At 61.8% G+C, this 26172-nt stretch carries 24 protein-coding genes; 9 read left to right on the top strand and 15 right to left on the bottom strand.

The features are described 5' to 3' along the window. From cheD to flhD, 10 genes are all read right to left on the bottom strand, one after another. Positions 1–760 (bottom strand): chemoreceptor glutamine deamidase CheD (gene cheD, locus M0954_RS17450; RefSeq protein ID WP_297354527.1); only part of this gene is annotated, 760 nt, incomplete at its 3' end. Then, positions 757–1707 (bottom strand): CheR family methyltransferase, encoded by a 951-nt coding sequence (locus M0954_RS17445; protein WP_133893072.1) that lies wholly within the window; start codon positions 1705–1707, stop codon positions 757–759. The genes cheD and M0954_RS17445, both read right to left, overlap by 4 nt. A gap of 201 nt (positions 1708–1908) precedes the next feature. After that, positions 1909–3801 (bottom strand): methyl-accepting chemotaxis protein, encoded by a 1893-nt coding sequence (locus tag M0954_RS17440; RefSeq protein ID WP_297354525.1) that lies wholly within the window; start codon positions 3799–3801, stop codon positions 1909–1911. A 43-nt stretch (positions 3802–3844) separates the two neighbouring features. Further along, positions 3845–4360, bottom strand: a complete 516-nt coding sequence (locus M0954_RS17435; protein ID WP_122155477.1) for a chemotaxis protein CheW — start codon at positions 4358–4360, stop codon at positions 3845–3847. A 75-nt stretch (positions 4361–4435) separates the two neighbouring features. Beyond that, positions 4436–6733, bottom strand: coding sequence for a chemotaxis protein CheA (gene cheA, locus M0954_RS17430; protein ID WP_297354522.1), 2298 nt, complete (start codon positions 6731–6733; stop codon positions 4436–4438). An 84-nt stretch (positions 6734–6817) separates the two neighbouring features. Then, positions 6818–7195: a response regulator gene (locus M0954_RS17425; RefSeq protein ID WP_122152874.1), complete on the bottom strand. Its 378-nt coding sequence runs from the start codon at positions 7193–7195 to the stop codon at positions 6818–6820. 79 nt (positions 7196–7274) lie between these two features. Further along, positions 7275–8282: a flagellar motor protein MotB gene (gene motB, locus M0954_RS17420; protein ID WP_297354520.1), complete on the bottom strand. Its 1008-nt coding sequence runs from the start codon at positions 8280–8282 to the stop codon at positions 7275–7277. A gap of 24 nt (positions 8283–8306) precedes the next feature. After that, the gene (gene motA / locus M0954_RS17415; protein ID WP_122152876.1) at positions 8307–9167 is read right to left on the bottom strand and encodes a flagellar motor stator protein MotA; all 861 of its coding nucleotides are present in this window, start codon (positions 9165–9167) and stop codon (positions 8307–8309) included. 180 nt (positions 9168–9347) lie between these two features. After that, positions 9348–9923: a flagellar transcriptional regulator FlhC gene (gene flhC / locus M0954_RS17410; protein ID WP_122152877.1), complete on the bottom strand. Its 576-nt coding sequence runs from the start codon at positions 9921–9923 to the stop codon at positions 9348–9350. A gap of 60 nt (positions 9924–9983) precedes the next feature. Next, complete coding sequence (flhD, locus tag M0954_RS17405) at positions 9984–10307, bottom strand: flagellar transcriptional regulator FlhD (protein ID WP_123385064.1); 324 nt, start codon at positions 10305–10307, stop codon at positions 9984–9986. A 711-nt stretch (positions 10308–11018) separates the two neighbouring features. Between flhD and M0954_RS17400 the strand changes: the two genes are divergently transcribed. Beyond that, positions 11019–12083 carry a glycosyltransferase family 4 protein gene (locus M0954_RS17400; protein WP_297354518.1) on the top strand — a complete coding sequence of 355 codons (1065 nt, stop codon included), beginning with the start codon at positions 11019–11021 and terminating at the stop codon, positions 12081–12083. Positions 12084–12311: 228 nt separating this feature from the next. On the opposite strand, the gene M0954_RS17395 is transcribed toward M0954_RS17400, so the two are convergent. Further along, positions 12312–12614 carry an H-NS histone family protein gene (locus tag M0954_RS17395; protein ID WP_074262884.1) on the bottom strand — a complete coding sequence of 101 codons (303 nt, stop codon included), beginning with the start codon at positions 12612–12614 and terminating at the stop codon, positions 12312–12314. 294 nt (positions 12615–12908) lie between these two features. On the opposite strand from M0954_RS17395, the gene aqpZ reads away from it, so the two are divergent. Next, positions 12909–13652, top strand: coding sequence for an aquaporin Z (gene aqpZ, locus M0954_RS17390; RefSeq protein WP_122152880.1), 744 nt, complete (start codon positions 12909–12911; stop codon positions 13650–13652). A 169-nt stretch (positions 13653–13821) separates the two neighbouring features. Continuing rightward, entirely contained in the window at positions 13822–14511 is a 690-nt protein-coding gene (locus M0954_RS17385; protein ID WP_133892545.1) for a histidine phosphatase family protein, read from the top strand. Here M0954_RS17385 and M0954_RS17380 read toward each other — a convergent pair. Together M0954_RS17380 and M0954_RS17375 are read right to left on the bottom strand one after the other, a co-directional pair. Continuing rightward, entirely contained in the window at positions 14508–15326 is an 819-nt protein-coding gene (locus M0954_RS17380) for a Cof-type HAD-IIB family hydrolase (protein WP_122155478.1), read from the bottom strand. The genes M0954_RS17385 and M0954_RS17380 overlap by 4 nt on opposite strands. Positions 15327–15389: 63 nt before the next feature. Next, positions 15390–16283, bottom strand: a complete 894-nt coding sequence (locus tag M0954_RS17375; RefSeq protein ID WP_123385068.1) for a BadF/BadG/BcrA/BcrD ATPase family protein — start codon at positions 16281–16283, stop codon at positions 15390–15392. Positions 16284–16457: 174 nt separating this feature from the next. On the opposite strand from M0954_RS17375, the gene M0954_RS17370 reads away from it, so the two are divergent. Together M0954_RS17370 and M0954_RS17365 are read left to right on the top strand one after the other, a co-directional pair. Then, positions 16458–17054 carry a DNA-3-methyladenine glycosylase I gene (locus tag M0954_RS17370; RefSeq protein WP_297354515.1) on the top strand — a complete coding sequence of 199 codons (597 nt, stop codon included), beginning with the start codon at positions 16458–16460 and terminating at the stop codon, positions 17052–17054. Positions 17055–17398: 344 nt separating this feature from the next. Then, positions 17399–17824 carry a hypothetical protein gene (locus M0954_RS17365; RefSeq protein WP_297354513.1) on the top strand — a complete coding sequence of 142 codons (426 nt, stop codon included), beginning with the start codon at positions 17399–17401 and terminating at the stop codon, positions 17822–17824. Between the two features lie 126 nt (positions 17825–17950). Here M0954_RS17365 and rpsU read toward each other — a convergent pair whose 3' ends face one another. Together rpsU and M0954_RS17355 are read right to left on the bottom strand one after the other, a co-directional pair. Further along, positions 17951–18163, bottom strand: a complete 213-nt coding sequence (rpsU, locus tag M0954_RS17360; RefSeq protein ID WP_074262890.1) for a 30S ribosomal protein S21 — start codon at positions 18161–18163, stop codon at positions 17951–17953. Positions 18164–18399: 236 nt separating this feature from the next. Continuing rightward, on the bottom strand, positions 18400–19353 hold the full coding sequence (locus M0954_RS17355; RefSeq protein WP_297354511.1) for an aldo/keto reductase: 954 nt from the start codon (positions 19351–19353) through the stop codon (positions 18400–18402). Between the two features lie 289 nt (positions 19354–19642). Between M0954_RS17355 and M0954_RS17350 the strand changes: the two genes are divergently transcribed. From M0954_RS17350 to M0954_RS17335, 4 genes are all read left to right on the top strand, one after another. Then, a complete protein-coding gene (locus M0954_RS17350; protein WP_122152886.1) occupies positions 19643–21115 on the top strand; it encodes a flagellin in 1473 nt (490 codons plus the stop codon). Positions 21116–21290: 175 nt separating this feature from the next. Next, positions 21291–22817, top strand: coding sequence for a flagellar filament capping protein FliD (fliD, locus tag M0954_RS17345; protein ID WP_297354509.1), 1527 nt, complete (start codon positions 21291–21293; stop codon positions 22815–22817). Between the two features lie 12 nt (positions 22818–22829). Then, positions 22830–23156: a flagellar protein FliT gene (gene fliT, locus M0954_RS17340; RefSeq protein ID WP_297354507.1), complete on the top strand. Its 327-nt coding sequence runs from the start codon at positions 22830–22832 to the stop codon at positions 23154–23156. A gap of 338 nt (positions 23157–23494) precedes the next feature. Continuing rightward, positions 23495–26125, top strand: a complete 2631-nt coding sequence (locus M0954_RS17335) for a tetratricopeptide repeat protein (RefSeq protein ID WP_297354505.1) — start codon at positions 23495–23497, stop codon at positions 26123–26125. Positions 26126–26172: the final 47 nt, after the last annotated feature.

Raw genomic sequence — 26172 nt, 5'->3', positions numbered from 1 at the left:
TGGCGTTGTTTGAATTATTCGGACGCTGGCTCGCGCCAAATAGCTCGATGCGTGGCTTCGCAGCCGGGGCACCCGCCCCTGAGCCGGCAGCGGCCCTTGCACCAAACAGCTCGATCTTTGGCCGCCCACCGGCTGGCGCGGCAAACAACTCGACCCGTTCGCGGGCCTTTGCGAGACGCTCGGCGCGCTGCTCGGAGGTCTGCCGGGCGAGCGCCTGTTCGCGCTCGGCCACCCCGGCTTCCTGCTGCAGACGCAGTTTCTTCACCATCACTTGGCCGGTGCGCGGCATGAAAGCCACCTTGCGCGGATGACCGCCTTGCAGATCCTCGGCGGTGATGCGGATTTTTTCGAGCGCCAGATAGCGGCGCACGAATTCCGAATTGCGATCGCCGATGTTCATCGTCGTCATGCCGGCCAGCACCGCGGCGCCGCCGAATACCTTGGCCTCGAAACGTTCGCGCCGGCCGCCCGCCTTGATCAGCTCGTTGATGAGCACTTCCATCGCGTAGGCGCCGTAACGCATCGAATCCGAGGCGGCCTGGCCGAGGTCGGCGCCGTCGTCCGGCAGCATGAAGTGATTCATGCCGCCGATGCCTGCCGTGTGGTCCCGAATGCAGGCGGCCACGCACGAGCCGAGCACGGTGACGAGCACCATGTCGTCGTGGGTTGTATAAAACTCGTTCGGCAATAACTTCACGCCGGGGCGCTGGAAGTGATTGTCGAAGTACAGATTGGTGGCGATCGGCAGGGCGCTGCTCATACTGTCACCCCACTAGTCGACGAGTGAGCCGGTTGGGTCTGGCCTCGCTGGCCGGCGCGCGCAGCGCCGCCGTCGCGAGTCAGTTCGTAGACGGTCTGGCCGCGCAGACGGAATGCCTGGGTCACGTAGGTGAAGTTCTCCGAGTGACCGGCAAACAGCAGGCCACCGCCTTTCATCACCGGCTCGAAGCGCGACAGCACCTGCGACTGGGTCGGCTTGTCGAAGTAGATCATCACGTTGCGGCAGAAGATCGCGTCGAACTGCGAGCGCAAACCGTAGTCGCGGTCGGTCAGGTTCAGTTGCTGGAAACGGATCATCGCGCGCACTTCAGGGCGCACTTTCACCATCCCCGCGTGCGCGCCGGTGCCCTTCAGGAAGAAGCGCTTGAGCCGTTCCTGCGACAGGTGCTTGACCTGATCGAACTGGTACATGCCCGCTTCACCCTTGGCGAGCACCTGGGTGTCGATGTCGGTAGCGAGCACCGTGGCCTGGCGCGCGGCGCTGTCGCCGAGCGCTTCGATCAGCGTCATCGCGATCGAATACGGCTCTTCGCCGGTCGAAGCCGCTGAGCACCACACCGACACCGGTGCCTGACGACGTGCGACGAACTCGGCGAGGATCGGGAAATGGTGCGCCTCGCGAAAGAACGCAGTCAGGTTGGTGGTCAACGCATTGGTGAACGCCTCCCACTCGGCGGGATCGTTCTCCGACTCGAGCAGATCGAGGTATTCGCGGAAGCTGTCGAGGCCGCGCGCGCGCAAACGCCGCGCGAGCCGGCTATAGGCCATGTCGCGCTTATGGTCCGATAGCGAAATGCCGGCGCCGCGGTGGATCAGTTCGCGAATGCGAGCGAAATCCGCCGAGGTGAATTCGAAATCACGTCCCGGGTCAGCGGCTTTCGCCGGTTCGGCCTTGTCGGGACGAAGCTGTGCGCGCGTTGCCATTATCAAAGTTCCTGCCTGCGATACGAAGCGTCGCTCGCTGCCTCAGGGAGACTCCCTGCGGGGCGAGAAACTTGCATCGCGGGGTCGCGCCTGCCCGCGAATGTTTCCTGACCGACGGCTCGAACCACGCCTTGAGAGCGTGCTTCAATGAATCGCCCGTACTGCGGCGAGGAGCCGAAAGCCTGCATAACTAACCATCTTCCCTTAAAACGTTTCCCAATCCGCATCCGAACCTGCCGTCGATGCGCCCGTTACGGCTGGCCGTGCTGCCGGCGCCCTGGCGCTGGCCGAAGTCTTCGGCCTGAGCGCTGGTTCGGTACGTGCTGGCGCGCTCGCGCGTGATGCGTCGTGCTTTGTGTCGTGTCTAGCCGCCGCTGCTGGCGCAGCCTGGGTTGGCGCCGCTGCCGCCTTCGCCACGGCCACCTTCGGTGCTGCCGTCTTCGGTGCTGCCGTCTTCGGTGCAGCAGCCTTCGCTGTTGCTGCAACAGCTTGAGCCGCGCGCGGCGCGCTCGTGCTGCGTGCAGCAGAAGCGCCACGCTGCCCGCCTTCCACGTGCCAGCCGCCCACCACGCTGCGCAACTGACGCGTCTGCTCTTCGAGCGACGCCGCCGCAGCGGCCGCCTCTTCGACGAGCGCGGCGTTCTGTTGCGTAACTTCGTCCATCTGCACCACAGCGCGGTTGACCTGCTCGATGCCAGTCGACTGCTCTTCCGATGCCGCGCTGATCTCGCCCATGATGTCGGTCACGCGGCGCACGGCCTGGACGATCTCTTCCATCGTCGTGCCTGCCCGGCCGACCAGGGTCGAGCCGCTTTGCACCTTGGCAACCGAGTCGCCGATCAGTTCCTTGATTTCCTTGGCGGCACTGGCGCTGCGCTGCGCGAGGTTGCGCACTTCGCCGGCCACCACCGCGAAGCCGCGGCCCTGCTCACCCGCCCGGGCCGCTTCCACGGCGGCGTTCAGCGCGAGGATGTTGGTCTGGAAGGCAATCCCTTCGATCACGCTGATGATGTCCACCACCTTGTTCGAGCTGGTGGCGATATCCTGCATCGTGTGAACGACCTGGCCCACCACGTCGCCGCCGCGCGTCGCGATGTCCGACGCGTTGACCGCAAGCTGGCTCGCCTGGCGGGCATTCTCGGCGTTCTGCCGCACGGTGCCCGTCAGTTGTTCCATGCTCGATGCAGTCTGCTGCAGCGAAGCGGCCTGCTGCTCGGTGCGCTGCGAGAGATCGGTGTTGCCCATGGCAATTTCGCGCGCACCGGTGTCGATCGATTCGGTGCTGCCGTGCACGCCTTTGAGCATCGTCGAGAGGCTGTCCTGCATCTGCTTGATGCCGCGAAACAGGCGTCCGATTTCGTTGGCGCTGGACACCACTACCGGGTGCGTCAGGTCGCCTGCGGCGATCCGCTCGAAACACTCGGTGGCGTCCAGGAGCGGCTGCACGATCAGGCTGCGCAGCGCGATCCGGATCACCACGACGAGCACCAGCGCGAACACGCCCACCGCGATGATCAGCGAGGTCATGAGCGTGACGTTCGACTGGGCCGCCGTCTGCTGATCGGCCGCGCGTTGCTGCAGTGCCTTCACAACCGCCGAGGCGGAATTGTCGTAGGCGATAAAGAGCGGGCTGATTTTCGTGTCGGCAATCGCATGAAAACCGGCCTGGTCGCCCGCGTGCAGCGCCGCGAACTCCGGCTCCACGCCTTCGTGCATCACGGTCGCGCGACGCGCCAGCAGGTCGTCGAGCAACGCCTGGTCGATGCCGGACTTGGGCGCGTCCAGAAACGCCTGCCAGCTCTCATTACCCTTGCCAAGCAGTTCTTGCCCGCGGCCCAGCACCTTTTTCGCTTCGTCGGCATTGCCGGCGGCAGTGAGCGTGTTGTACCGGTCGACTGCGATGCGCGAGCGCAACAGATAACCCGATGCATCGTCGAGTGCATGAATAGCCACCAGATCGCCGCGCGCAATGCCGTCGAGCGACTGGCTCGCACGGCTGAGCGCGGTGAGGCCGAGCGCGCCGACTACGAGCGTCAGCGCCACCAGAACGATTCCGACCACGGTCAATGAGGTACGAATCGACCACCTGCTTAGCATCTTGATGCTCCCTGTTTTCCCGTCACATGCTTGCCGATCGCGCTTAGCCGCCGATCGTTTCGATCAGCGCCATTTCGCGGCTGGTCATGAGCTTTTCGATGTCCATCAGGATCAGCATGCGGCCGTCGACCGTACCGAGACCCGTCAGGTATTCGGTGGTCAGCGTCGCGCCGAATTCGGGCGCCGGCATGATCTGGTCCACCTGCAACGTCAGCACGTCCGACACGCCGTCCACCACCATCCCGACCACGCGATGCGCGACGTTCAGGATGATCACCACCGTCTGGTGGTCGTACTCTACGCGGCCCAGATGAAACTTGATGCGCATGTCCACGATCGGCACGATGATGCCGCGCAGATTGATCACGCCCTTGATGAAATCAGGTGCGTTTGCGATGCGCGTCACGCTGTCGTAGCCGCGAATTTCCTGCACCTTCAGGATGTCGATGCCGTACTCTTCCGCGCCGAGCGTGAAGACGAGAAATTCCTGACCGCCGGCGTCTGCCTGCAGCGCGTCGCGGCGCCCGACGCTCGAATTGATGGATTGGACTTCTGCCACGTTAGCCCCCAAACGGTTGGGATGAAACAAGTTAAGTAAAAAGTTGCCCGAGGTCGCCCGGGGTTGCCTCGATATTTACGCGAGACTCATTGCGCCGTGCGCGTTGCGCGTCTCGCGGTTCAGTGCCGCCACGTCCACGATCAGCGCGACACTGCCGTCGCCGAGAATGGTCGCGGCGGAAATGCCGTGCACCTTGCGGTAATTCGTTTCCAGATTCTTTACGACCACTTGCTGCTGGCCGACCAGTTCGTCGATCAGCATGGCGAAGCGTCGTCCTTCGGTCTGCATGATGGTGACGATGCCCTGGGTCGGTTCCGACTTGGCGTCCGCCACCGAGAACACTTCGTGCAGCGCGACGAGCGGCAGGTATTCGCCGCGCACGCGCACCACGCGTTCGCCGGCGGCCACCGTATAAATGTCTTCGGATCGCGGCTGCAGCGACTCCATCACGAAGTTCAGCGGCAGGATGAAGATCTCGTTGCCGACCTTCACCGACATGCCGTCGAGAATCGCCAGCGTGAGCGGCAACACGATACGTGTGGTGCTGCCCTTGCCTGCCTGCGAGCTGATCTCGACGTGACCGCCCATCGACTGGATGTTGCGCTTCACCACGTCCATGCCGACGCCGCGGCCCGACACGTCGGTCACCTGTTCGGCGGTCGAGAAGCCCGGCAGGAAGATCAAATTCCAGACTTCGTCATCGGTCATGCTTTCGCTGACCTGCATGCCCTGCTTGGCCGCCTTGGCGAGAATCTTGTCGCGACGCAGACCGGCGCCGTCGTCGCTCACTTCGATCACGATGTTGCCGCCATGATGCGCGGCCGACAACACCAGCTGTCCTGTCGAATCCTTGCCCGCCGCGCGCCGTGCCTCCACCGTCTCGATGCCGTGATCGAGACTGTTGCGCACGAGGTGGGTCAACGGGTCGATGATCCGCTCGATGAGGCTCTTGTCGAGTTCGGTCGCCTGACCGAAGGTGACGAGTTCGACCTCCTTGCCGAGCTTCGCCGCCAGATCGCGCACCAGACGCGGGAAGCGGCTGAAGACGTAATCCATCGGCATCATGCGGATCGACATCACCGCTTCCTGCAGATCGCGGGCATTGCGCTCCAGCTGCGCCATGCCGTTGAAGAGCCGGTCGTGCAATGCCGGATCGAAGGCGCTGGTGGTCTCGGCCAGCATGGCCTGGGTGATCACCAGTTCGCCGACCAGGTTGATCAGCTGATCGACCTTCTCCACGCCGACCCGGATCGAACTGCCTTCGGCTGCAGCCGCAGCCGCCGGACGCCCACTCTTGCGGTCGGATTCGCCAGCGCCCGCTGCTGCCGCGGCCGGTGCCGGCGCGGGAGCAGGGGCCGGTGCGACCGCCGCCGGAGTGGGCGCCGGAGCCGCAGCTGATGCTGCCTGCGCCGGTTCATTGAACAGTCCGTGCGTCGGCGTTGCTGCGCCTGCCTGCGGTGCGGCAACCGGCGCGGGGGCCGGTGCCGGTGCAGGCGCCGGTGCGTGCTCCGCAGTGGCAGGCGTTCCAGGTTCGCCTTCCTGCGATTCATCCACCGGTGCTGTGCCGCGGCCAATCGAGATCTGACTGTCGTCGATCACGAAACAGCACACGGCGATGATGTCGTCGGACGTGACATCGGTCTGCAGCCACAGCGTGAAATCGCCGCCCGCCTTGACCTGCCCAACGATACGCCCCAGGTTGCCGAGCTCTTCGGCCAGCAGGTCCTGGTCCTTCTCACCTACACCCCGTAGCGTGATTTTCAGATGCGGGCCGCTGTCTTCGGCTGCGGTCCCGGTTGTTGCTGCTGTTGCTGCGCCGGTCTGTGCCGGTTCGATGCCTGATATTTCGCTAGCCACGTCGACGGCCTGCTCGACCACGTGCGCCGGCGGCGGCCCTTCGTCGGCCTCGGCGACTGCCGGAGCCGGCGCAGCCGCCTCGGGTGCCGCTACGGCAGCCGGTGCCGGCTCGCTCTCGCCGCGGACGCTTTCCGCGTAGAGATGTTCGAGCTTGGCGCAAATCGCTTTAGCCACCGCCGCATCCGGCTCGGCGCTCGCGCGATAGTCCGCGAGCTGGCCGGACAGCACGTCCTTGGTCTCGAGGAACGTGTCGATCATGTCCTTGCGCAGCACGAGTTCGTTATTGCGCGCGCGATCGAGCAGCGATTCGAGGATGTGGGTCGTTTCGGTGAGCGCGGTGAAACCAAAAGTCGCCGCGCCACCCTTGATCGAGTGCGCCGCGCGGAAAATCGCCGCGAGGTCTTCCGGGTCCGGATGGCCAATGTCCAGATTGAGCAGCAACTGCTCCATCTGCGCGAGCAGTTCGTCCGCTTCGTCGAAGAACGTCTGATAGAACTGAGTGATATCGAGTGTCATGCCTGGGTCACCGCGAGAGATCCTGTCTGGGCTTTGGCAGCCGTGCCGCTTTGTCTAAAGGCGCTGTTTAAAAAGTTGTGTGGCTCAGGCCTCGCCGGGCTCGGCAAGCGCCGCGACCAGCTCGGTCAACATGTCCGGGTCGAGCGGCTTTTCGATCCAGCCTGTCGCCCCCGCCGCTCGCGCCGCTTCCTTGAAAGGTTCGCCGGATTCCGTCGTGAGGACGAGGATCGGCGTCGCCTGGTAAGCCGGGTTGTCGCGCAGCGCAGCGATCAGATCGAGGCCGGTCCTGCCCGGCATATGCTGGTCCGTCAACACGAGGTCGAACGGCATCGCGAGCGCATTCTCGAGGCCCTCTTCGCCGTCCGCGGCGAGCGTCACCTCATAGCCGGCCGTCGTCAGCGTGGCGGAGAGAATCTGCCGCATCGATGCCGAGTCGTCGATTGCCAGAATGTGCCTGATCATTAAATCCTCGCTGCGCTCACTATGAATCGCCTGGCTGTGCCGCGGATACGCGGCGGCACGGCTCAGGCCATCGTGTCCTTCAATGGGGCGCCACGGTGGGCGCCTTGGGTGCAACCGTCGGCGGTTGCGCAATCTGTTGCAGCAGGGGCGCCTGCCCCGAACCAGCGGCATCGTCCGACAAAGTGGTCGTCGTCGAGTCGTCGTGCATCATTGCGTCCTCGGACTTCTTGTTCAGAACCAGAATGCTGATACGGCGGTTTTCGGGGTCGAGCGGATCGCTCTTGTTCAGGTTCTGCGACGACGCCATGCCGATCACGCGCATCACCTTCGCTTCGTCCATGCCGCCCGCGACCAGCTCGCGGCGCGAAGCGTTCGCGCGGTCCGCCGACAACTCCCAGTTGCTGTAACCCTTCTCGCCGCCGGCGTACTGCACGGCGTCGGTGTGACCTTGCACGATGATGCGGTTCGGCACGTCGTTCAGCGTGTTGCCGATAGCGCGCAGGATGTCGCGCATGTACGGCTGGACCTCGTCGCTGGCGGTGTCGAACATCGGCCGCGTCTGCGAGTCGACGATCTCGATGCGCAGACCCGTCAAGGTCGAATCGATGCGAATCTGCTGCTTGAACTGACGCAGCACCGGATTGGCTTCGATCGCGGCCATCAGCTTGACCTGCAGATCGTGCAGGCGGGCCTGCTCCTGGCGCTCGAGTTGCCCCTGCGCCTGGTTCACCGCTTCGTCGTCGCTATGCGAGACGGTGTGTTGCGCGCGCGCCATCGTGCCATCGCTCTGGCGCGTAATGCCTTGCGAGTCGGTCGAAACATCGCGGCCGCCACCCTTCAGAATGCTCGAATCTTCCGCGCTGCGATCACCGCCCCACAGCGTGATCTTCAGCGGCTGGTTGAAGTAGTCCGCAATGCCGCGCAACTGCACCGTGGTCGCCGAACTGAGCAGCCACATCAGCAGGAAGAACGCCATCATCGCGGTCATGAAGTCCGCGTAGGCGAGTTTCCATGCGCCGCCGTGATGCCCCGCCTTCTTCGGCGCGGCACGCTTGACGACAATTGCGCGGTCTTTGTCCTTGCTCATCGAATCAGTCCCTGGTCCGCGCGGTCACTTGGCTTTCACGCGGCGCACGTGCTCTTCCAGCTCGGCGAACGACGGACGTTCAGTCGAGAAGAGCACCTTGCGGCCGAATTCGACGGCGATCGCCGGCGCATAGCCATTCAGGCTCGCGAGGATCGTCACCTTGATGCACTGGAACATCTTGGTCGACTCGGCGACGCGTTGTTCCGCGACGCTCGAGAGCGGCCCGATCAGCCCATACGAAAGCAGAATGCCGAGGAAGGTGCCGACCAGCGCCTGGGCGATCATCTCGCCGAGCACCGCAGGCGGTTTGTCGGCCGAGGCCATGGTGTGCACCACGCCCATCACCGCCGCGACGATCCCGAATGCCGGCATGGCGTCGCCGACCTTGGCGAGCGCGTGCGCCGGCGCTTCGCCCTCGGTGTGATGGGTTTCGATTTCCTCGTCCATCAGGCTTTCGATTTCGAACGCGTTCATGTTGCCGCCGACCATCAGACGCAGGTAATCGGTCAGAAACTCGATGATGTGGTGGTCGGCGAGGATCTTCGGATACTGCGTGAAGATCGGGCTCTTCGACGGATCGTCGATATCGGCTTCGAGCGTCAGCGTCCCTTCCTTGCGCGCTTTCGCCAGCAGGACGTACAGGAGCGCCATCAGCTCCATGTAGACGTCCTTGTTGTATTTAGACCCTTTGAAGAGGGTCGGAAGCACGCCCAGCGTCGACTTGATGGTTTTCATCCCGTTGCCGAGAACGAACGCGCCAACGCCGGCGCCTCCGATCATCAGCAGTTCGACTGGCTGCATCAGCGCGCCCAGATGGCCGCCTTCCATGGCATAACCGCCAAAGACGGACAACAGCGTCACGAGTGTTCCCACGAAAATCAGCACAGCCGAGCCCTCACAAGGAAGCGACGGAGACCGCCGTTAGACTGGTTTACGGCAACGGAGCGGAAAACTTTGGTGGAAAAGCAAGTTGGCGAGCCGGTGTAAACCACGGGCTGAAGATGCGGGCGCGCGGCAAGCCGCCCGGGCTGCGATGCAAGCGGGGCGGCCCTGGCCGCCCGCGGCTCAAAGTTCGAGTTCGGCGTCCAGTTCGGCGAGCTGGGTCGCGCGGACTTTGGCTTCGGCAACTTTCTTTGTCTTACCTGCGCGGGACGGCGGCTGGCACAGCCCGCAGATAAAACCGTGCTGGGGATCGTGAGCGTGAGCGACGAACTGGCCGCCGCAGCGGCAGCACGAAGTCATCTGCAGCATGCCGGAGTCGAAAAAGCGCACGAGGGTCCATGCGCGGGTCAGGCTGAGGACCGGCTCGTCGTCGTGCAGGTGGACGTGTTCCTGATACAGCCGGTAGCTCTTGACGATCGACTGGATCGTTTCACAACCGCCATGGGCCACCATGAAGCGGTAGATGTTATAGAACAGCGAGGAATGGAAGTTCGGCTGCCAGGTCATGAACCAGTCCGTGGAGAACGGCAGCATGCCCTTGGGTGGCGAGACCCCTTTCAACTCCTTGTAAAGCTTGATCAGCCGGTCGCGCGACAGGCTGGTCTCGGCCTCGAGCAACTGCAAACGCGCGCCGAGTTCGATCAGTTCGATCGCCAGGGTAATTTCCCTGACTTCGAGTACTACGCTTTTAGTGGCCATGCGCTGCGCTTCCCGCGTCCTGGTGTTGCTGGTCGGTTTTGCCGCCGTGGAACGCCGGCCTCAGCCAATCTGTTCCACGGGCTGGCTCGCCATCAAGATCGCAGAATGCGCCTGAGCAACGGCACTGCTGGTCTTGCCCTTGTCTGCAAGCGCGGACAGGACGGCGTGGTCGTCGAAGCGAAAGCGGCAGAGAACCTGGCTGGATGCAGCCAGTTTGACGGTCTGCGCCAGAGACAGATTGGCAATCACGTCTGCCAACTGCTCCGATATACCCATGCGGAACATCCCCATGGGCTTGTCCTCACGCAGCAGACGCTGAGCGAGCAGGAGATAGGAGAGGTTCACTTCTCGTATCTCATTGAGCATGTCACTAGTGGTGCTCATGATTCCCCCGAGTCGATCTGGCTGGTCAGGCCGTTACGGAAACGTTTGCTCGAACGCGCGCACCGCACACCGCACGAACGGCTCGTTTATGGTCTTGCAAGCATTGTGTCTAAATGTAACTGCGACTGAAATCGGACAGACACCCCGTCTGGTTGCCGGAGTTTTCCATAAATTCTGTAGGAATTTTTCCTACAAAACGCATAGCGGGGAGAGGATGAAAGGTGGCTGACAGCTTTTGGGGATCGATCGGTGCGCGACCCCGCGCGGTTTCTTGCACCGTTACAGGTGCGAGCAAATTATAGATCTTTTTCACGCTGCGGCAACAATCGCCTGCTATGCGCAATGCATCGCGCCACCTTTCTGGGCGGGCCGCAAGGCGCGGCACGGTGCTTGCTGAGGGGTGTCGTGCCAGCTATGCTGCACCCCGGTTTCACCTGTTACGCACGGTGTTTCGCGCTGTAACAACATTAAGCGTTTGAAAAATAACTCGAATTGCGCCGGTTGATCCCGATAATGGCCTTAAGGGATAACCCGATGCAGTTTCGGGTTGCCACCGGGCGGCGGCCTACCGCGCCCGTCCGTCCGACAGGTATTCGCTCTTCGCTCGATCCGAGCACGTTTTGCGAACGCCGTTATGAACCGCAACTTACGTTGCATGGGCTGGAGTGTTTGCTCTTAAGGGCCGACTCCAGCCGACACAGGAGAGTACGCATGCGAATCGCACAAATAGCGCCCCTATACGAAGCCGTCCCGCCGAAGTTTTACGGTGGCACTGAGCGCGTCGTGTCGTACCTGACTGAGGCTCTGGTCGAGCTCGGCCACGACGTGACGCTGTTCGCGAGCGGCGATTCGGTCACCTCCGCCAAGCTCGAGGCCGCCTGGCCGCGCGCACTGCGCCTCGACCCGACGGTGCGCGACGCCATGGCGCCGCACGTCCTGCTGATGGAGCGGGTGCGCAGCATCGCCCATGAGTTCGACGTACTGCACTTCCACCTCGACTATCTGCCGTTCCCGCTGTTCTCGACGATGGACACGCCGTTCGTGACCACCTTGCATGGCCGTCTCGACCTGCCCGAACTGCAACCGATTTTCGACACGTTCTCGCAAGCGCCGGTGGTGTCGATCTCGGACTCGCAGCGTCTGCCGCTCAAGCAGGCCAACTGGCTCAACACGATTTATCACGGTCTGCCGGAGAATCTGCTCACGCCGCAGACCCACAAGAAGCCCGAGTACCTGGCGTTCCTCGGCCGTATCTGTCCGGAGAAGCGCGTCGATACAGCCATCAAGATCGCCGCACAAAGCGGTCTGCCGCTGAAGATCGCCGCCAAGGTGGACAAGGTCGACCAGGAATACTTCAAGACGGAAATCGAACCGCTGCTGTCGCAGGCACACGTCGAATTCGTCGGTGAGATCAACGAAGCGCAAAAGCCGGAGTTTCTGTCAGGCGCCAAGGCGCTGCTGTTCCCGATCGACTGGTCGGAGCCGTTTGGTCTCGTGATGATCGAATCGATGGCCTGCGGCACGCCGGTGATCGCCTTTAACCGCGGTTCGGTGCCGGAAGTGATCGACCATGGCGTAACCGGCTTCGTGGTCGAGGACGTGCAAGGTGCGGTGGCGGCGCTGCAGCGAGTGGACGAGCTGTCGCGTACGGAAATCCGCGCCCAGTTCGAACGCCGCTTTAGCGCGAAGACGATGGCGCAGAACTATCTCGACGGCTATACGGCGCTTATCGAAGCTGAACGCCGTCCGATGTTGCGCCAGGTAGCGGTAGGCTAAACGGTCTATGCATCTGATGCCGGCTAAATACGCGAAAAACCCCGTGTGAATCGTTTGCGCGAGCAGAACCGCGTCGATTAGCCGCTCATCTTCATAAAAGCCGCCTCTCAAAGGCGGCTTTTTTTACCGCCCAATTCCGACACAAATCTGATACATATTTCGCCGCTTAAGCTTCCCGAATGCCATTAACCTTCAGGAAGCTTTCGCCGTGACAATTAACCGCGGCGACTAAACCTGTTCGATCAGAAAGCGTTCGCGATTCTTGCCGGAAATCCACTTGGGCGGCTTGCCCCGTCCGCTCCACGTATTGCCGGACTTCGGATCCTGATACTTGGGCGGCAGCGGCGCCTTCTTGGGCGGGCGTCCGCGCCGGGCGGCAACCGCAAAGCCCAGGTCCTGGGCAGTCAATCCATACTCGGCTATCTTGCCGCGGATCTCCTCGATTACATTGCCGAGTTCGGTGCGTCGCGCTTCGTCCGCCTGAGCCTGCAATCTGGCGATCTGCGCCTTAAGTTCTGCATATTGCGACATTTCCCTTCTCCCTTTTTGTAGAACGCATTGTCACGGAGACTAGCCGTAATTACCGAATTTCGCAATGGACAGTAATACTCACAATTGAGGGTATCGTCTGATAATTATTAAAGAGCGATGAATTGTTAAGTCGATTCGGTCTTTATCGGTAAATAATCCAAACTGCCCGCAGCGACATTGACAATTCTTGACACCCGATTCGCCAATATTTCCCTAGAATTTGGCGCTCGGAGGTGGGTGCCCGAATACCCATGTACCGCCTCCAGCAAGTCAAACTTTTTAGGATTCCATATCATGCAGTTGTCAAAGCGCCTCGCTGCCGAGCTGTTCGGCACATTCTGGCTCGTCCTCGGGGGCTGCGGCAGTGCGGTCCTCGCTGCCAATTTCGCCGGTCCGGTGCACGGGCTGGGCATCGGCTTCGTCGGTGTCGCGTTCGCATTCGGCCTTACGGTGCTGACCATGGCCTACGCCATCGGCCATATCTCGGGTTGCCACCTGAATCCGGCGGTGAGCGTCGGCTTGACCGTGGCGGGCCGTTTTCCGGCACGCGATCTCGTACCGTATATCGTCGCCCAGGTGATCGGCGCCGTGCTCGGCGCCTTCGTGCTGTCGTTGATCGCCAGCGGCAAGCCGGGCTTCGACCTCGTGTCCAGCGGCTTCGCCAGCAACGGCTACGGCGACCGCTCGCCGGGTCACTACTCGCTGATGGCGGCGTTTATCTGCGAAGTGGTCATGACTGGCTTCTTCCTGTTCGTGATTCTCGGCGCCACTGACAAGCGCGCGCCGGCAGGCTTCGCGCCGATTGCCATCGGACTGTGCCTGACACTGATCCACCTGATCTCCATTCCGGTTACCAATACCTCGGTCAATCCGGCCCGCTCGACGGGGCCGGCGCTGTTCGTAGGTGGCGCCGCCGTCGACCAGCTCTGGCTGTTCTGGGTCGCTCCGATTCTCGGCGCTGTGATTGCCGGATTCGTGTATCCGGTTGTCGCGGCGAGCCGTGCGCCGGTCGCGTCGCGCTCTGCGCTGGCCGATTGACGTAGCTGAAACGCCATAGGATGAATCTGCAGAACGGGCGCTATAGCGCCCGTTCTGCTTTATGGACAGGCTTATGGACGAGCGGCCCTTAGTGCAACCGACGCGCGGCAAGGCGCAACGCCGCTGCTAGAATCGTCCGACTTTCACACGGCACGCAAAGAGGCTCCCGATGAACCGTTCCCGTCGATTCCTGCAAGGCGTCGCACTCTGGCTCGCGGCCTCGTGTGGCGGCGCCATGTTGCCCGCCACCGCGCACGCGGCCAGTAGCCAGGCGGCCAACCAAGCCGTTGAAACGCTAGTGTTTGTCCGTCACGGCGAGAAGCCGGCCCAAGGGTTCGGCCAGCTCAATTGCCAGGGCCTTAACCGGGCGCTGGCGCTGCCCGCGGTGATCGCCGCCAAGTTCGGCAAACCTGACGCGATCTTCGCGCCGGATCCGGGGGAGCAAAAGAACGACGGCGGCCATCCTTATTACTATGTGCGCCCGTTGGCCACCATCGAACCGACCGCCATTCAATTCGAGATGCCGGTGCAAACGCCTTATGGCCTGACGCAGATCGACCGGCTCAGCGCCACACTGATCGATCCGGCATATCGCAACAAGCTGGTGGTGGTGGCATGGGAGCACAAGCTGATCGAGAAGCTGGTGCGCCAGATGGTGAGCGCCCACGGCGGCAACGCCGCCGACGTGCCGAAGTGGCACAGCGACGATTTCGACAGTATTTATATCGTCAAGCTCGACTGGCAGGGCGGCTCGCCGCACGCGAGCTTTCAGCATAGCGACGAAGGGCTGAATGGACGGTCTACGGATTGCCCGTGCGCAGCGTTGCCGCCTGCGGCGGCTTCAGGTCCTACGCATTAGGCAAGCTCATCGTCCATGGCAAACAGCTTGCGCAGATGGTGCGCGACGCCCGCTTCGAAGTTGTTGCCGATCCGCGGCACATTCGGCAAGCGCGTAATCAGATCCGGATTGGCGTTTTTCATCATGAACGGATGGCCGGCGGTCTCGAGCAGATCGATATCGTTCATGTTGTCGCCGAACGCAATACATAGGCCGGTCTCTACCCCCAGGCGGTCGAGCACGAACTTCAACGCGCGACCCTTCGACACGTTCGATGTCATGACTTCGAGGCAATCGGGCAGCGAATAGGTGACATAGAGCGCGTCGCCGAACTCGCGTTGCAGATTGGCCGCGACCGGTGCGAGATCGGCGGGCTCGCCGATATACAGCGCCTTCGCAATGCCCTCGCCGTGATGCTGCCGCAGGTCGGTCACTTCGTAGCCAAAGCCCGAATCCTTATGTAGACGCAAAAGCTCCGGTGCGTCCCGGTCGATCAGCCAATCGTGATCTGCAAACAGATTGACGATCACCCGGCCGTGCGCGCCCGCGATTTCCGGCTGCACGAGCCGGTGCACGGTGGCGGGCGGAAGATCGTCTCCGTAGATCATGGTGTCGTCCGGCGCATGCACGCGCGCGCCGTTTGATGTGATCAGGTAAGGACGGATGCCCAGCAGATCGCGGATGCCCGCCGCGTCGCGGTAGTGGCGGCCGGTCGCAATGATGAATTGCAGGCCGTCCGACTCCAGCCGCCGCACCGTGGCAACGGTGAACGGGTCGAGTTGATGGTCTCCATCGAGCAGAGTGCCGTCGAGATCGGTGGCGATGACTTGGTACATGGTGTGAGCAGCCGGCAGCGTCGAAGGCGCCATTTTATCGTTGCTTTCGATGCTTTCGCCGGATTAGCCCGCCAGGTTCAAACCAAGCCGGGTGGCTTCCCGCTGCGCAAGCTGCAACGCGCCGTGCGCTGAATCGGCCAACGGCGCACGCAGCCGGGCCTGGAAATGCTGCGGTACGTAGTCGCGCAACGGTTTGCCGAGGCCGCCGCACAAAGCCACCGGCAGCTCGCCGGACGCATCCAGCGCGGCAATCATCTTGCCGATTTCTTCCCCCGCCTCCTTTAGTAGGCGGGCGGCAAAAGGATGATTGGCATGGGCAATTACGATGGGCGCGAGACTCGCATAAGCCGTCTGATTGGCCGAGCAAAGCCAGAGAATCAGGCCGTCGCGATCCTGCGCCCCCACCCGTTCGAGCAATGCCTGAGCCAGCGCATCCAACGGAGCACGGCCATCTACCGCCTGCTGCGCGTACACGACCGTGCGCAAGCCGAGCCAGGCGCCGCTTGCCTCGTCGCCCGACGGAAAGCCGAAACCGCTGGCGATCCTGTAATCGCCCTCGCCGTCTGCCGCTGCGGCTACGCTGCCGGTGCCAAGCGCCACGATCACGCCATGCGCCCCGCCGTGCGCGCCGAGCAAGGTCGTGTATGCATCGCTCTCCACGGCAAGGCCTGCAAGCTTCGGCGCCTGAGCCCGGAACGAGGCGAGCCAGTCGGGGTTGTTGACCCCGGCCAATCCGCAGCCGAGCACGCACCGCTCCCATTGCGGCGCGACCCCGGCTTGTTTGAACGCCTCGGTGCAGCCTGCCAGGATCGCCTGCCAGGCGCGTTCGACGCCGAGGCCCAAACCTGAAGGGCCACTCGCCGCCTGAGCCAGTTCGTGGCCGTGGGCATCGCCGAGTACGACACGCGTGCCGCTGCCGCCGCCGTCGACGCCGATCAGAAAGAGGTCTGTATTCATCAAGTGAGTGAGGATAAAGAGAGTTGCAGAATCGGAATGCCGCATAGCGTGGCAGACCCATATCGATCCGGCAACTGGCCGAATGGCCTAGTTGCGATGCGCGGGCATTCCGCTATGCTGGCAAAGCCCGGACGCACCGGGATTTTCGATACATGACCCTGCGGGAGCCGGAACGTGACACAGCGATGCAACTGGGTATCGAGCGAAGCGCTCGCACACTACCACGACACCGAGTGGGGCGTCCCTTCGCGCGACGATCAGCATCTCTTTGAAATGCTCGTGCTGGAGGGCGCGCAAGCCGGTCTGTCATGGTCCACGATCTTGAACAAACGCAGTGGCTACCGCAGGGGGTTCGCCAACTTCGATATCGACAAGGTGGCCCGCTTCACGCCAAAGCATGTCGACGCGTTAGTGGTTGACGAATCGATCGTGCGGCATCGCGGCAAGATCGAGGCGGCCATTACCAATGCGCGCGCCGTGCAACAGATCCAGGCGGAACATGGGTCGCTGGCGAATTTCATCTGGTCGTTCGTCAATGACACCCCGATCCAGAACGAATGGACCACTTACCAGCATGCGCCGGCCTCAACGGAGATTTCCGACGCACTGAGCAAGGGGCTCAAGCGTTATGGCTGCAAGTTTGTCGGCTCGACGATCTGCTATGCGTTCATGCAGGCCGTCGGCATGGTGAACGACCACCAGACCGATTGCGATTGCTATGCCCGCTGCGCCGCCCTCGGCAAAAAGGGGCGCAAGCGAAAGGCCGGGTGAGGGGTATCTGCGGGCTAACGGAACGGAAGGCGCATTTCGCGTGTCGTCGGCCTCGGATCTGTACTCCGACCCCGTGTGGTTTTCACCACACTTCGGGCACGAAACCCAGCGCCTGCGGGAAAGTCCCGAGCCCGCCCCGGCCACATGGTCAAAGCCTTATCCAGCTTGGCTTTGCAGGCGCCCGGCTGTCGGCCGACCTCCCAAATCATGTCAAAATTGCGGACTCGCGCGCTGCACCGCTACGTTTTTACCTGATTCAGTCGTTATAACGATTGAAGGGACAACAGATGCGCTTGAACCACCCATGAATGACCGCTGCGCGTAGACGCAGGGGGAGAACAACCATGAAAAATCCAAACTTCCTGACGTATCAGGAGATATTCGATCGGGCCGCCAGCCATCTGGACGGTCAGGGGCGCGCCGCACTTCTGCCGCGCGGCGGCGGTGCCTATCGGGGCTACTGTGGCGGATGCCCAGTCGGCAGCTTCATCAATCCGCGCGACTATATGACGGCAATGGAAGGCATTCCGGTGCGCTATATCGGCAAAACACCAATCGAAGTGCCTGCCTATATGGATGTCGGAGTGGCCGCACTCAAGAAAGCGCTGCTGCGAGCCCATATCAATATCTTCGACCCAGCCACCGTTGACCTGCTCAGTTGCCTACAAAATGTGCACGACGTATTCGGCACGTGGGAATGGCAGGAACGGCTGGTTTCGATCGCCCGCCAGTTCGGCTTGTCCACAGCGCAGCTGAAGACCGCCGCCTGAGGCCGCCAGGAGGCTCTCCAGGAACATCCTGGGGAGCATTACAGGCATTGCTCCCCTAAATACAAAACGGCGATGTGGCTTCTTGCGAAGCTCACACCGCCGTTCGGCCGTGCTTGAAAAGCGTGCTTAGTGCAGCTTTTTCGGCAGTTGCTGGCTGCGCAGGCGCTTGTGCAGGCGCTTCACAGCAGCAGCCTTCTTACGCTTGCGGGCCGTCGTCGGCTTTTCGTACGATTGGCGTTCACGCAGTTCTGCGATCAGGCCATTCTTTTCGATTGCGCGACGAAAGCGGCGGATCGCCACTTCGAACGGCTCGTTTTCCTTCAGAAGAATCGTCGTCATGTAATTCCTAACTAAATCGCTGGATACGGGTAATTGCGCAGTGGTGTGTGCCACTACGCGCCGGCCTCCGGTCGTTCCACATCATGGCCAATAACAGGCAAACGAAACCATGAGCGAAACGAAAGGCAAAGCGGCCACGGAGGCCGGAAAAGAGAGGTGGGGAGTTCACCACGAAACAGGCAAAGATCTCAATTCACTCCCGATAATATCAGGAAAATACCGTGCCTACCACCATTTTAGCCATTCCGCCAGGCACTTGCGTCATCCAGCAGACGCATGTCCGAGCCGGTCAACATCAGGTGGACTGACGCCGCAAGGCTGTCCAGCTGTTGCACCGAAGTCGCACTGGCGATGGGCGCCGTCACGCTGGGACGGGCGATCAGCCATGCCAGCGCCACCGTGGCGGGCGTGGTGCCGTGCTGGTCGGCCACGCTGTCGAGCGCATCGAGGATGCGAGTGCCGCGTTCGTTCAGATATTTTTTGATGCCGCCGCCGCGCGCGCTTTTAGCCAGATCCGCGGACGAACGGTACTTGCCCGACAGAAAGCCACTTGCAAGACTGTAATACACGACCGCGCTGAGGTGCTCTTCGAGAATCACCGGTTCGAGATCGGTTTCATAAGCCTCGCGGTCATACAGATTATATTCGGGCTGAATAATCTGGTATTCGGGCAGGCGGTGTTGCCGCGACACCGCCAGCGCCTCGCGGATACGCGCGCCGCTGTAGTTGGACGCCCCGATCACCCGCACCTTGCCCGCCTCGATCAGGCGCTGATAGGCGCCCAGCGTCTCGGCAAGCGGGGTTTCGGCCGCATCCTTGTGCGAAAAATACACGTCGATGTAGTCGGTTTGCAGACGGCGCAGCGAATCCTCGACGGCCGCCTGGACGTTGCCGGCGGTCAAACCCTTGTGCTCCGGATGGTTGCCCACCTTGGTGGCCAGCACGATCTGGTCGCGCTTGCCGCTGCGGCGAAACCACTTGCCGAGAATCGCTTCCGACTCGCCGCCCTTATTGCCGGGCACCCAGGCGGAATAGACGTCGGCGGTATCGATAAAGTCGAGACCGGCGTCGACGAAGGCATCGAGGATCGCGAACGAGGTCGCCTCATCGGCGGTCCAGCCAAATACATTGCCGCCGAACATGACCGGCGTCACCTGCAATTCCGAATTGCCAATCCTGCGTCTTTGCATGATTTCTCCAGGGAATGCGATTTGGAAAGAAAAAGAATACGCCGACTTTTCAACCTTCGTCGTCGGCGCCGACAGCCGGTCAACGTCCCGCCAACAGGCTGGTTAAACCGCTTTTCGACCGTCCGGCGCCGTAATTCCTGGTAAGACAATTAGGTCCGAGTTGAACAAAGTCCCTCAAGTTTTTTTTTCTCACGCCGACATCCTGCTCAGAGGCGGCTAGCAATGAACGAGTGCACCGCCCATGTCAACGTGGCAGTAACTTTAGGCAACAGCCTCTTGGGAGATTTTCATGCTCAGCATTAACAGTAATATCAGCTCGCTGGTGGCTCAGGAAAACCTGAACAGCTCGGGCGATGCTCTCCAGCAAGCCATCACGCGCCTCTCGTCGGGTAAGCGTATCAACAGCGCGGCAGACGACGCCGCTGGCCTGGCAATTTCCACAACGCTGCAAACGGCAATCAACGGCCTGAACCAAGGCGTGTCGAACGCCAACGACGGCGTGTCGATGGTGGAAACGGCTTCGACCGGTCTGAGCCAGATCACGCAGAGCCTGCAAACGATCCGCTCGCTCGCCAACGAGGCAGCAGGTGGCTCGCTGTCGGCAACCAACCAGGCAGCCCTGCAACAGGAAGTGGCGCAGCAAGTTGCTGAAGTGAACCGCCTTGCTTCGCAAACGACGTACAACGGTATCAACCTGCTGAACGGTTCGGCTGGCCTGATCAACGTTCAAGTCGGCTCCAACGTCGGCCAGACCGTTGCCCTCGACCTGAGCCAAGGCGTGTCGGCTGCTTCGCTGGGTGGTGGTTTCGTGCAATCCGGCAACACGCTCGGTACGATCACGGGTCTCGACCTGACCTCGACCGGTGCAGAAAACACCGCTGGCGGTGCTGGCGCGATCACGCAGATCAACGTGGTGTCGAATGGCACGGGCGGCTTCACGTTCACGGACCAGAACAACCAGGCTCTGGCCAGCAGCGCCGTTTCGAATCTGTTTGTGACCACAACGTCGAGCAGCGGCATTCAGTCGATCTCGCTGGCGACTGGCGCAACCGCAACCAACGGCCTCAGCCTGACGGGTGAAATGGCCGGCATTCAGGCCGCCGCCGCCGCATCGACGACGGCAACCTCGGCTGGCACGGTGTTCGGCGTGGTTTCGGGCATCGACGTCGACCCGAATACCGGCCTTGCGGCTGCAACTGGCACGGCTAACGCGATCACGTCGGTCACCGTCGAAGCGAACGGCAACGGCGGTATCGAGTTCGTCGATCAAAACGGCAACCAGCTGACGACGGGTGCGACAGCCGGCCTGTTCACCACCAGCGGCACGGGCATTTCGTTCGCTGCCGCCCCGACCAGCACGTTCGGCAGCACGGCGGCGGGTACGGGTGTTGGCGGCGGTCAAACGTCAGGCACGACGCTCTACGGCATCAACGTCAACAACGCTCCGACGTCAGTAGCAGCCATCGACGTCAGCACGACGCAAGGCGCCAACCTGGCGATGGAAACGGTCGACAACGCACTGGCTACCATCAGCAACATTCAGGCAACGCTGGGTGCAGCCCAGAACCGCTTCACCGGCATCTCGACGTCGCAGCAAGATGAGTCGACCGACCTGTCGAGCGCACAATCGCAGATCACCGATGCGGACTTCGCGCAAGAAACGGCTAACCTGAGCAAGGCACAGGTGCTGCAACAAGCGGGTATCTCGGTGCTGGCACAAGCCAACTCCAACCCGCAGCAAGTTCTGAAGCTGCTGCAGTAATCGGTAAGTCAGCAATAGCGTAAAGCAGTAGACGCGGGTGAGCCGGTCGTTACACCAACCGGCTCATCCGCGAAAGCATTTGAAACGGGAGGCTCGTCCTCCCGCCTCGCATACGGACCCGGCACTTTAGACACGACACCAGTCGCGTGGTCCACGCCACGTACGGAGTTTATTCATGTCAACTATTTCGAGCGCGACGTCTAGCGCATCCGCCGCCGCATCCGCGGCCCTGGCAGAAGCGGGACAGTCGCTCATTTCCGGTTCGACGGGTAATTCCTCGCTGGATGTCAACTCGCTCGTGTCGACGCTCGTCAACGCGAAGGTTGCGGGTCAGACAGCAGCGCTAGAGACGGAAGCGGCAAACGACACATCTCAGCTGTCCGCGATCGGCTCGCTCTCGGCTGTCTTGTCCGAGTTGCAGATCGGTCTCGCGCCACTCTTCAACGGCTCACTGCAGTCGAGCTTTACCGCGACCGCGAGCGGCACGGGCATCACGGCAACCGCCGGCACGGGCGCCGCGGCCGGCACGTACACAATGGTCGTGTCGCAGATCGCAGCCTCGCAGAGCATGTCGTCAGGCGCCTTCAGCACCGACCAGGCTGCGGCAATGGGCACCGGGACGCTGGCCGTGTCGATCGGCGGCAAGTCGATGAACGTCAATATCACCTCGTCGGACGACTCGTTGAGCGGCATCGCTGCAGCCATCAACAGTCAGGCCTCGACTTCGGGCGTCGCCGTTTCGGCCTCTGTCGTCACCGGCTCGAACGGCTCTCACCTGGTGCTCAGTTCGACGGCGACGGGCGCATCGAACGTCATCAACGTCAACGTCACCAACGTATCCGGCGACAACGGGATATCGAGCCTAGGCGTCACGTCGACCGCGGGCAATGACTCGGGTGGCCTGTCGTCGGTCACCTCCGCGGGCAGCATTGCATGGACCCAGAATACATCCGCAGCAGATGCCGAGTTTTCGATCAACGGGACTGCGGCCACTAGCACCAGCAATTCGATCACGACGGCTCTGTCCGGCGTGACGATCAATCTGACGTCTGCCGTACTCAGTTCGAGCGACGCAAGCAACGCAACACAAACAATCACCGTCGCAACGGACTCGTCGACCCAGATAAGCGATATCGAGAACTTCGTCACGGAGTACAACAACGTCGTGAGCGCCATGTCGTCGCTCTCGTCGTTCTCGGCGGCCGGGTCGAGCGCGAACGGGGCACTGGTGGGCGATTCGATGCTCACCACGATCCAGACCACGCTGGGCAATATCGTGAGCGGCACCACCGGGGGCTCGACGCTGGGCGCACTCGGCATTTCGCTGCAATCGGACGGCCAGTTGACGATCGACACGACCACGCTCACCAACGCGGTCACCAACGATCCCGCGCAGGTCGCGTCGGTTTTCAACGGAACGAACGGCATCGCCGAGCAGTTGAACACCAGCATCAACGCGTTCACGGGGACAGACGGCGTCATTGCCGACCGTTCGACCGAGCTCAGCGATGACATCACGAGCGTTCAGACGCAGCAGACGGCGTTGGCGGCTTACACGGCGCAATTGACCTCGCAGTACAACAACGAGTTCACCGCGCTGAACAACCTGATGGCGACGACCAACGAGAATTCGCAATACCTCACCCAATTGTTCGGTGGCGCTGACAGCGCGGGCGCCATGGCGACCGCAAGCTCGGAATAAAGGAGTCCAAAAATGACGGCAGAACGCAACGATATGGATCAGGCCCAGGTTGTCGAGCGGGTCTACGAACTGACCCTCGCGATCGGCCATGCAGCGAGCCTCGCCGACTGGCAGGAAGCATCGCGTCTGGCCGACGTGCGCTCGCCGTTGTTGATGTCGATCCGCGCACAGCAGACCGCCGCCTCGCTCGAACTGATCCGCCGGGTCCAGTCTCTCGACAACGCCCTCATGCAAGATGCCAAGGGATCGCGAGACGAACTGGAAACGGAATATCACGCGGCAATGCAGCGTAGCCGTTCGGCGAGCCAGTATCACCGGATGGCGCTGCTTCGGAGATAGAACAGCCGCTGCCTATCGCAGGGTTTTCCATTTAACGCATAACAACAACACGCCGCAGCTCAAGCGTGCTCGTTCGCCTCAAGCCCGCTTCATGCGGGCTTTTTTTTTCGTTTTCCTGCCCATGCGGCCGCCCTGTCGGCGGGGCTGAAACACGTCAGAGACCGAATGCGAAAAGCGGGCAAATCTGGCCTTTACTCGCCGGATCACCGAAACCGAAGATCTCTAGACTCTACATATCAAGATCGCCGTGCGATTGCTTGCGTGTCGACGCACCCATGCCGCAGTCGGCGAAAAACAGACCGATTGCCGCGACGCGCCTCCAATCCGAAAGGGAAACAATGAATACCGATGCCGACTTGCAGCAGGCGGTTGCCCACCACCCAGCAACGCAATTCCCTGAAGCCACTGTCGCGCCTGCACCTGCGGAATCCGAGGGTCAATCGGGCTCCGAACCGATCGACGCGCTCGCTGGCGAATTCGTTGCGACGCTCGAAACGCTTGCCGAAAAGGGGCTCGACGATAGCGTCGAAGAAATTGCACGGCAAATGGTTCAGTTGCTGCCCGAGCACGGCTTCGGCTGGAAAACACTCGCTTATGCCTATCTGCGGCGCGGCGACCTTGCCGGCGCACTGTCGCCGCTGACGAGGGCAGCTGCGCTTTTGCCCCACGACGACCAACTGACGCGCCATCTTCGGGCGGCCGCAGCCATGCAGGAAGGTCTCCAGCTGGATGCAAAGCTGGAATTCGTCGATGCCGGCAGACGCTATCAGGAAGTTCTAGCTATCCACCCCGCTCATCCCGATGCCAATCACAAATTGGGCGTCGTCGCCATCCGGCTGGGTCAGGCCGCCGCCGCCGTGCCCTACCTGGAACAGGCAATCGGAGCGGATCCGAACAAGATGCAGTATTGGGCGAACTATGTCGACGCCCTGGTGCAGTCGGGCCAGATGAAGGCGGCCTGGATGGCGCTCGAGATGGGACAACAGCGCGGGCTGAGCGGCCCTACGGTGAATAGTCTGATCTCGATCATGACCGCGATGTCGACCGTTGGCACCCACAAGATCCAGCCGAATCAATCCTCCGCCATCGCCGGTACCGCTCGCGCCGCGGATGCGCCAACTGTTTCCGTATCCACGCCCGATGCCTTGTCGTCGCCGGCAGTGCCCGAGGCGGAGCCGGACAACTCGGAACTCGAAAACTATCGCTACCTCTATAACACCGGGCGCACCGACGAAGCGCTGATCGCGGCACGAGATCTCGTCAAGCGCCATCCCAGCCACGGATTCGGCTGGAAGCTGCTAACTCTCCTGCTATATCGCGCTGGCCAGTACGATGAATCGATGGAAAACATGACCACGGCTCTCAAGCTTTGGCCAGACGACATCGACCTGCTACAGACGTCTGCCGCAATGCACGAGTCGAGCGGCCGTTCCCACGAGGCGGAAGCAGCGTGCAGGAGCCTATTGAAACTGGACCCCAATCACCTTGAGGGGCTTCGGCTTCTGGGCATCGTACTCATGTCCTTGCAGCGCGTGCGGGAATCGGAGGAAGTCTGCCTCACGGCGACTCGCGTTGCACCGAACTCCGCCATCGCTCATTGCACGCTTGGCGTCCTCTACATCAAGCTCGGGCGCCTCATCGAAGCGAGCGCGTGTTTCACTCGCGCAATCCAGCTCGATCCGGACCACGACCTTTCGTACAACAATCTGGCCTTCTGTTACACCGCACGCGAGGACGTCACTCCGGCCGAGGTATTCGCCAAGCATCGCCGTTTCGCCGAACGCTTCGAAAAGCCGCTCAAGCGCCTTTGGCCACAGCACGACAACACGAAAGATCCCGATCGTCAGCTTCGGATCGGCATTATCTCTGGCGATTTCTGCCACCACGCAGTCGCCAATTTCATCGAGCCTCTGCTAACACACCTTTCCCAAGATAGCAGCCTGTCGTTGTATGCCTATTCGAATACGCCGATGCGGGACCACGTTACCGAACGAATTCGCAAACAGTTCGGTACCTGGCACCAGGTCTTCGGTCAGAAAGACGATCAGGTTGCCGAGCTTATCCGCGCTGATCGCATTGACATCCTGATCGAGCTGTCCGGCCACACGGCCCATAATCGCCTGCTAACCTTGGCCCGCAAGCCAGCTCCCATTCAGGTTAGCTGGATCGGCTATCCGGGCACAACCGGTTTGAGCGCGGTGGACTACTTCCTCGCCGACCGCTTCTGGGTGCCATCCGAGCAGTTCAGAAACCAGTTCACCGAGAAGATCGTGTACCTTCCGGCGGTCGCACCTTTCCTCGCGGACCCGATGAACCCGCCGGTCAATCTTCTGCCGGCGATGCACAAGGGTTACGTCACATTCGGCAGTTTCAACCGCGTGGACAAATTGCGCCGTGAGGTTATCGCCCTGTGGTCCGAATTGCTTCATGCCGTGCCCAACTCCAGGCTGATGATCGGCGCGATGCCGGGCGATGGTAGTCGCGGCCAGTTCGCCGAATGGTTTGCCGAGGACGGTATCGCGCCTGAGCGCGTTGAATACCGGATGCGTTCCAGTGTGCCCGTCTATTTGCAACACCATCATCACGTCGATATCTGCCTCGACAGCTTCCCCTACTCGGGCCTCACCACGGGGCTTCACTCGTTATGGATGGGCGTGCCCACCATCACGCTGCCTGGCCAGACGGTGCCCGGCCGCAGTGGCCTCACGGCGATGTCTCACGTCGGACTCGAAAGCTTCATCGCGACAGACAAGAAGGACTATGTGCGCCGCGCCGTTGCGGTGGCAGCGGATCTCCCAGCGCTCGCCGCGCTGCGCACGGGCATGCGCGCGCGGTGTGAGCAGTCGGCGATGTTCCAGCCACATGTTATCGCTGCCGGCGCCAACCGCGCGTTTCGCATCATGTGGCAACGGTGGTGTGAAGGCCTCCCTGCGGAGTCCTTCGACGTATCTCACGGGACTACCCGATAGTCCAGGCTCGCGCCTGGATCCGATTCAACTGCAGCTCTTATCGGTGT

The sequence above is a fragment of the Paraburkholderia sp. genome, from assembly GCF_026225065.1.
Classification (GTDB): domain Bacteria; phylum Pseudomonadota; class Gammaproteobacteria; order Burkholderiales; family Burkholderiaceae; genus Paraburkholderia.
The sequence above is the reverse complement of the archived record's forward strand: the minus strand, read 5'-3'. Positions and strand labels throughout refer to the sequence as shown.